The sequence below is a fragment of the Streptomyces sp. GC420 genome (assembly GCF_009916105.1).
In the GTDB taxonomy this organism is placed as follows: Bacteria; Actinomycetota; Actinomycetes; order Streptomycetales; family Streptomycetaceae; genus Streptomyces.
Map to the genome: position 1 here is coordinate 1 of NZ_JAAAXQ010000388.1, position 7,042 is coordinate 7,042.

Below are 7,042 nucleotides of genomic sequence, written 5' to 3' on the forward strand. Positions count from 1 at the left end.
CCCCACCGGGCCTTCCGCGCGGGCCGCGTCGCCCGACCGCCCGCGCCCGGGGGCGGACACGGGAACACGCCCGCCGGCGGCGCGGCCCGGTCCCGGAGGCCGGGCGCGCGCGCACCCGCGCCTGCTGGGGCTGCTGTGGGCCGCCGGGCCCGCGCTGCGCGGAGCGTGGCTGGGCGCCGTCGCGCTCGTGGCCGCCGGCGCGGTGGCACTGGCGCACGGCGCCGGGTTCGACGGCGCACGACCCGTGCTGCTCGCCCTGGCGCCGCTACTGCCCGTCGCCGGGGTCGCCGTGTCGTACGGGTGGCATGCCGACCCGATGCACGAGATCGCGGCGGCTTCCCCCGGCGGCGGCCTGCGGCTGCTGCTGACCAGGACCGCCGCCGTGCTCGCCGTCAGCCTGCCGCTGCTGACGGCCGCCGGAGCCGTCCTGCCGTCCCTCAGCGGCACGCCCGCCGTGGCGGCCTGGCTGCTGCCGGGCCTCGCACTGACCCTGGGCACGCTGGCGCTCGGTTCGTACACCGGCACCCGTGCCGCCGCCGCCACCGTCGCCACGGCCTGGCTGCTCGCGGTGGCGGTGCCCGTACTCGGCGCCCCGGCGCCCGGCGCGGGCGTACCCGCCGCCGAACTGGCGCGGCACGTCTCGCTGTACCTCTCGGGGCCGACCGCCCAGACCTGCTGGGCCGCCGCCGCCGCGCTGAGCGCGGGACTGCTCGTCCTGCGCCGCGCATCCTTCGACCGACTGGAGAACCGTTGAGCACGATACGGGTGGCCGGACTGTCCGTCCGGCACCGCGGAACCACCGCACTCGACGCCGTCGACCTGCGCCTCGACACCGGTGTGCACGGCCTCCTCGGCCCCAACGGCGCCGGCAAGACATCCCTGATCCGCGTGCTGGCGACCGTCGCGGAACCGGCGGCGGGCACCGTGGAAATGCTCGGCGGGAGCCTCACGGACCACCGGACGCGCACCGAGGCACGGCGCAGGCTCGGCTACCTCCCCCAGGCGTTCGGCCACTATCCCGCGTTCACCGTCAGGGAGTTCGTCGCCTACGTCGCCTGGCTGAAGGAACTCCCGGCCGAGCGCACCGCCCAGGCCGTGGAGCGCGCCATGGACCGGGTGGGCCTCACCGACAGCGCCGACGCCAGGATGAAGACCCTCTCCGGAGGAATGATCCGCCGGGCCGGCATCGCCCAGGCCATCGTCAACGATCCCGAGATCCTGCTGCTCGACGAACCCACCGCGGGCCTCGACCCCGAGCAGCGCGTCGGGTTCCGCGCACTGCTGCGCGAACTGGGCGAGACCGCGACGGTGATCGTCTCCACCCACCTGGTCGAGGACGTCGCCGCCGCCTGTACCGGCGTCACCCTCCTCGACGCGGGCCGTGTCGCCCACCGCGGCAGCCCCGCCTCCCTGGCCGCACTCGGCGCAGCGGACGCCGCCGAGGACTCCGACGCGCGGGGCAGCGCCATCGAGCACGGCTACACGGCGGCGCTGCGCGCCCACCGCGCCGGTACCGGCGTCCTCGCGGAGGCGGCCCGATGACACCCGCGCGCACGGCGGACGCCGTCCCCGCCCCTGGAACCGCCCCGGAAGCCGCACCCGGTTCGGCACCTGGTCCTGCACCCGACGCCGCGTCCCCCGCCCGCGGTCGCCGTCATCCGCTGCGCGCCGAACTGCTGCGGGGCCTGGCGCCCCGGGTCGGTGCGGCAACCGCACTGACGCTCGCCGTCGCGTGCGCGTCGAAGGCCTCGACGTGGCAGGGCGACTGGGCCGCGACGACGTCCCTGCTGCACAGCGCGGCCGTCCTGCTCTGCGGCCCCGTGGCCGCCGCGGCCGGCTGCCTGCAGGGCGGCCGGGAGCGCCGCGCCGGTCTGGCGGAACTGCGCGTTTCCATGGCCAGGACCCCGCTCGTGCAGCTGATGGCGGCGGCCCTGCCCCTCGTGCTCTGGGTGATCGCCGGGTACGCCGTCGCCGCCGCCGGGGTGCTGCTCGCGAGCCTGCCGTACGCCTCCGAAGCGGGCGGGCCCGTCCTGTCCGTCGTGGTGGCCGACGCCGTGTTCCTGGGGGCGGCGGCAGTCGCGGGACACCTGCTGGGACGGCTGGTCCCCCGGTGGGCCGCCGCGCCCGCCGTGGCTCCCGTCGTCTACCTGCTGCTCGTGGTGTCCGATTCCGGGGACTCCCCGCTGCGGTACCTGTCCCCGGTCCCCCTCTCGGAGTCGCCGCCCTTGTGGCAGCCGCCCACGATGGCGGTGTGGACGGCCGGGATCGCCGCGGCCGCCGTACTGGCGCACGCCGCCCGGCGCCGCCTCCTCGCGCTGCTGCCGCTGGGCGCCGCGGTCGTCGCCGCCGTGGTCCTGGTCGAGAACGGGCCAGGCATGTGGCGTACCGACCCCCTGGTGAAGCGGCAGGTGTGCGACACCACCACCACCCCCGACATCTGCGTGAGTGCCGTCAGCGCGGCGGTGCTTCCCGAGGTGCGGTCCGCGCTGTCGGGGATCTCCCGGAAACTCGAAGGCGTCGCGAACGTCCCGGTGCGCTTCGCCGACCGGCCCGGCCGCCCGGCACGGGACGAGGCCGCGCTGCCGATGATCAGGCCGCTCGGGCGGGTGGTCGTACGCAACGAGCTGACCGACCCGGGGCAGTTCGCCTGGGAGGCCGCCGCCGCGCTGACGGGCCCCGACGCCTGCGACGCCCGGACGGAGGACGGGCGCGCGGCGCTGGTCGACGAGACGGTACGGGAATGGCTCGCCCCCCACCCCGCGCAGGACTACTGGGACAAGCTGCCGAGCACTGTCAAGGACCGGGCGCGGCGCGAGGACGCGCTGGCCGCGCTCCGGGCCGCGAAGGCTGCGAGGGCCCGTTTCGACGCGATGGGCGACGCGGAGCGCCGCGCCTGGCTCTCGCGCTACTTCGCCGCAGTCGGCAGCTGCGACCCGGACGAGGTGCCCTCGCTGTGAAGACGCCGGTCACACCGGGCCGCGCTCTCGCCGGCCCCGTGCTCTACGCCCGTTCGCGGGAGCTTCCGCTCGCCGTGGCGGCACTCGCCGGCACCGCGCTGCTCGCCGCGTGGGCGGCGCACGCCCCGGGGCCGCGGGAGACGTACGGCGGTCTGCCGTACCCGGGTGCCCTCGCGGCCCTGGCACCACCGCTGGTGGCCGCGGTCATCGGGACGAGCCTGCATCCGCGGGCCGAGGAGCTGGACCGCGCCGCCGCCCGTCCGTGGTGGCCGCGACGGCTCGCGCACCTGTCCGCGCTGACGGCACTCGCGGTGGCCGCGCTCGCCGCCGCCGTGCCCTGGGACACGGGGAGTCTCGGCGGCCCGGCACTGGTCAGGAACACCGTGGGGGCGGTCGGGGTCACCGCGGCGGCCGCCAGGGTGGTCGGGGCGCGGCCGAGCTGGCTGCCGGCGACGGCGTACCTGGGCGCGGTGTTCCTGGCGGCCCCCCGGGCGCACGGCGCGGCGGCGGCCGTGTGGGCGTGGCCCCTGCGGCCGGGCCCGGAGCCGGCGGCGTGGGCGGTGGCCGGGGCGGTGCTGCTGTGCGGCGGCGCGCTGTACGTGCGCGGAGCGCGCCCGCTCCACCCCGTCCTTGGCTAGTGCCGCGTCGGTCGGGGTTTGCCCGCCGAGGAGCGGCGTCCGGTGCCGGGGGCACCTCCCGCCGGAGGCAGGGGGAGCATCGCAAGGCGGCCGGAAGCCCTCGTAGTGGGCCTGCTCGGACTTTCGGCCAACGCAGCGTGGGGGTACCCCCCGCGCCCGGAGGGCTGCGGGCGAGTGCCGTGCAGGGCGTCGCGACGGGGCGAACCCTGGCTGACGCGGCACTAGAGTCCTCGGTTGGATCCGCGGGGCCGGCGGCCCCCCGGGTCCGGGCGAGGGCGGACCGGTCCGGGCGCGAAACCCGGCCGGCACGTCTCTCGCACCACCGGGCGCTCCTGTGACTTCGGTGACTTGCGTCACAGCGCCGGCGGCCGGATTCCGCGACCGAGCACACCGAGGAGAGTCCCCCATGTCCGAGCAGCCGGTGACCCTGGACCGGCGGAACGGCCCCCACGGCGAGGTCGTGCTGCGGCGGCGCGGCAAGGAGGGGGAGCACGCGGTCTTCGAGATCATCGCGAACGGCGTCTTCCTCATGGACACCTCCGACGGCCGTTCGGAGCGGCTGCTCGTGGACGCGGCGCTGGACGCCCTCGGCGACCGGGAGAAGCCGTCCGTCCTCATCGGCGGCCTCGGCGTGGGCTTCTCGCTCGCGCGGGCCGCCGCCGGGCCGCGCTGGGGCCGTATCGCCGTGGCGGAGCGGGAGGAGGCCATCATCGGCTGGCACCGGCGGGGGCCCCTGGCCGCGGTTTCGCGGGAGGCGCTCGCCGACCCCCGTACGGAGATCCTGCACACCGATCTCGTCGAGTACGTGCGCACCGCCACGGAGACGTACGACGCGCTGTGCCTGGACATCGACAACGGCCCCGACTGGACCGTCACCGAGGACAACGGAAGCCTCTACTCACCGGCCGGTCTCGCGGCCTGCCGGGAGCGGCTGAACCCCGGCGGAATCCTCGCCGTCTGGTCCGCCCAGCCCTCCGGGGCCTTTGAGGAAGCTATGCGGAATGCCGGATTCTGCAAGGTAAATACGGAAGAGGTCACTGTTGCCCGAGGCGTCCCCGACGTGGTCCACCTCGGGATCCGGGCTGCGTAGCCGAGCGCCCCGCGAGCCCCGTACGCTGCCTATCCACACGCTGGATCCAGAGGCGGGGAGATGGAACAGACACACACCACCCAGACCGGCACCGTGGCCGCCACCGCAGGGGCTCAGCGCCGGGTGCTGGTCGTCGAGGACGACGCGACGATCGTGGACGCCATCTCCGCGAGACTCAGGGCCGAGGGCTTCCAGGTGCAGACGGCCGGCGACGGCCCGTCCGCCGTGGACGCCGCCGAGACCTGGCAGCCCGACCTGCTGGTACTGGACATCATGCTGCCGGGCTTCGACGGCCTGGAGGTCTGCCGCCGGGTGCAGGCACGGCGCCCGGTGCCCGTCCTGATGCTGACCGCGCGGGACGACGAGACCGACATGCTGGTCGGTCTCGGGGTCGGCGCCGACGACTACATGACCAAGCCGTTCTCCATGCGGGAACTGGCCGCCCGGGTTCATGTGCTGCTGCGGCGGGTGGAGCGGGCCGCGCTGGCCGCCAACACCCCGCGCGGCGGGATACTGCGCCTGGGCGACCTGGAGATCGACCATGCCCAGCGCAGGGTCCGGGTGCGCGGCGAGGACGTGCACCTCACCCCCACCGAGTTCGATCTGCTGGTCTGCCTGGCGAACACCCCGCGTGCGGTGCTCTCCCGCGAACAGCTGCTCGCCGAGGTCTGGGACTGGGCGGACGCCTCCGGCACCCGCACGGTCGACAGCCACATCAAGGCACTGCGGCGGAAGATCGGCGCCGATCGCATCCGCACGGTGCACGGTGTCGGATACGCGCTGGAGACACCGACGCCATGACCGGTGGGGCTGAGGGGCCCTCGCGGAGACCGGGCTGGGCCTTCTCGATCAAGACGAAGCTCGGCATCCTGGTCGTCGTCTCCGTCTTCATCACCACGGGTCTGCTGATGGTGGCCCTGCGCACGGACACCGAGTTCCGCTTCATCACGGTCTTCTCGGTGATCGCCACCCTGCTGATCACACAGTTCGTCGCGCACGGGCTCACCGCCCCGCTCGACGAGATGACGACCGTGGCCCGGTCCATCTCGCAGGGCGACTACACCCGGCGGGTGCGGGGCGCGGACCGGCGCGACGAGCTCGGCGATCTCGCCACCACGATCAACCGCATGGCCGAGGACCTGGAGGCCCAGGACCGCCGGCGCAAGGAGCTGGTGGCCAACGTCTCGCACGAGCTGCGCACACCGATCGCGGGACTGCGGGCGGTGCTGGAGAACGTCGTCGACGGCGTCTCCGCGGCCGACCCGGAGACCATGCGGACCGCGCTGAAGCAGACCGAGCGCCTCGGCCGGCTCGTGGAGACCCTGCTCGACCTGTCCCGCCTGGACAACGGGGTCGTCCCGCTGAAGGCACGCAGGTTCGAGGTCTGGCCGTATCTGTCGGGCGTGCTGAAGGAGGCCAACATGATCGCCTCCCGGCGCAGCGGCACGGCGTCCAGCACCGGCGTCCACACGCGTACGGACGTCCACCTCCACCTGGACGTCTCCCCGCCGGAGCTGACCGCGCACGCGGACGCGGAGCGGCTGCACCAGGTCGTCGCCAACCTCATCGACAACGCGGTGAAGCACAGCCCGCCGCACGGCCGGGTCACCGTCCGTGCCCGGCGCGGCCCGGGGCCCGAGAGCCTCGACCTGGAAGTCCTCGACGAGGGCCCCGGCATTCCGCGCGCCCAGTGGGACCGCGTCTTCGAGCGGTTCAGCCGCGGCAGCGTCTCCGTGCCGCACGGTCCGGGCAGTGACGGCGGTACGGGACTGGGGCTGGCCATCGCCCGCTGGGCCGTGGATCTGCACGGCGGCCGTATAGGAGTGGCCGAATCGGCTCGCGGCTGCCGCATCCAGGTCACCCTTCCGGGGCTCTCCGCGGAGTCGCGTTGACGTGACCTCGGTCACTCCGGCCAGTGGGACGCGGTTGTGGCGGGGCCCGGCCGGGCCCCGCCCGGGCCTTCCCCCGCTCCAGCAGGGCCTTCCCGGAGCCCGGGATATCCGGGGTTTTCCCTGCAGTCCGGGGAACCCCGCTTGTTTCCCGCCATTCCTTGCCCCGAAACACGGCTCGGAATGTGATGTGCACGACGAAGGGCTTCCCGGCCTGCACGTCCAGGCCAGGGAGGCGTAGCCTTGATTCCCGCTGTCCATCACCTTGTGAAGCGGAAGAGGGCGGTTGCCGCCGTGTCGCCACAGTCCCCCAGTAACTCGAGCACCAAGACCGACCCAGGAGCCCAGGAAAATCCTGCGGCCGCGTTCGGTCCCAATGAGTGGCTCGTCGACGAGATCTACCAGCAGTACCTCCAGGACCCGAACTCGGTCGACCGGGCCTGGTGGGACTTCTTCGCCGACTACAAG

The 7,042-nt window shown here is 74.5% G+C and carries 8 protein-coding genes; all 8 read left to right on the forward strand.

What is annotated here, in order from left to right:
• A partial coding sequence (locus GUY61_RS31915; protein ID WP_243766906.1) for a zf-HC2 domain-containing protein occupies positions 1 to 754 on the forward strand: 754 nt, incomplete at its 5' end.
• Complete coding sequence (locus tag GUY61_RS31920; RefSeq protein WP_208106715.1) at positions 751 to 1,542, forward strand: ABC transporter ATP-binding protein; 792 nt, start codon at positions 751 to 753, stop codon at positions 1,540 to 1,542. The genes GUY61_RS31915 and GUY61_RS31920, both read left to right, overlap by 4 nt.
• On the forward strand, positions 1,539 to 2,957 hold the full coding sequence (locus GUY61_RS31925) for a hypothetical protein (protein WP_208106716.1): 1,419 nt from the start codon (positions 1,539 to 1,541) through the stop codon (positions 2,955 to 2,957). Before GUY61_RS31920 ends, GUY61_RS31925 begins: the two co-directional genes overlap by 4 nt.
• Positions 2,954 to 3,595, forward strand: coding sequence for a hypothetical protein (locus tag GUY61_RS31930; protein WP_166633783.1), 642 nt, complete (start codon positions 2,954 to 2,956; stop codon positions 3,593 to 3,595). Before GUY61_RS31925 ends, GUY61_RS31930 begins: the two co-directional genes overlap by 4 nt.
• Positions 3,596 to 4,001: 406 nt before the next feature.
• Positions 4,002 to 4,685 carry a spermidine synthase gene (locus GUY61_RS31935; protein WP_166633785.1) on the forward strand — a complete coding sequence of 228 codons (684 nt, stop codon included), beginning with the start codon at positions 4,002 to 4,004 and terminating at the stop codon, positions 4,683 to 4,685.
• Between the two features lie 60 nt (positions 4,686 to 4,745).
• A complete protein-coding gene (locus tag GUY61_RS31940) occupies positions 4,746 to 5,486 on the forward strand; it encodes a response regulator transcription factor (RefSeq protein ID WP_166633787.1) in 741 nt (246 codons plus the stop codon).
• Complete coding sequence (locus GUY61_RS31945; protein ID WP_166633789.1) at positions 5,483 to 6,577, forward strand: HAMP domain-containing sensor histidine kinase; 1,095 nt, start codon at positions 5,483 to 5,485, stop codon at positions 6,575 to 6,577. The genes GUY61_RS31940 and GUY61_RS31945 overlap by 4 nt, the downstream gene beginning before the upstream one ends.
• Positions 6,578 to 6,868: 291 nt before the next feature.
• A partial coding sequence (locus GUY61_RS31950) for a 2-oxoglutarate dehydrogenase E1 subunit family protein (RefSeq protein ID WP_313896967.1) occupies positions 6,869 to 7,042 on the forward strand: 174 nt, incomplete at its 3' end.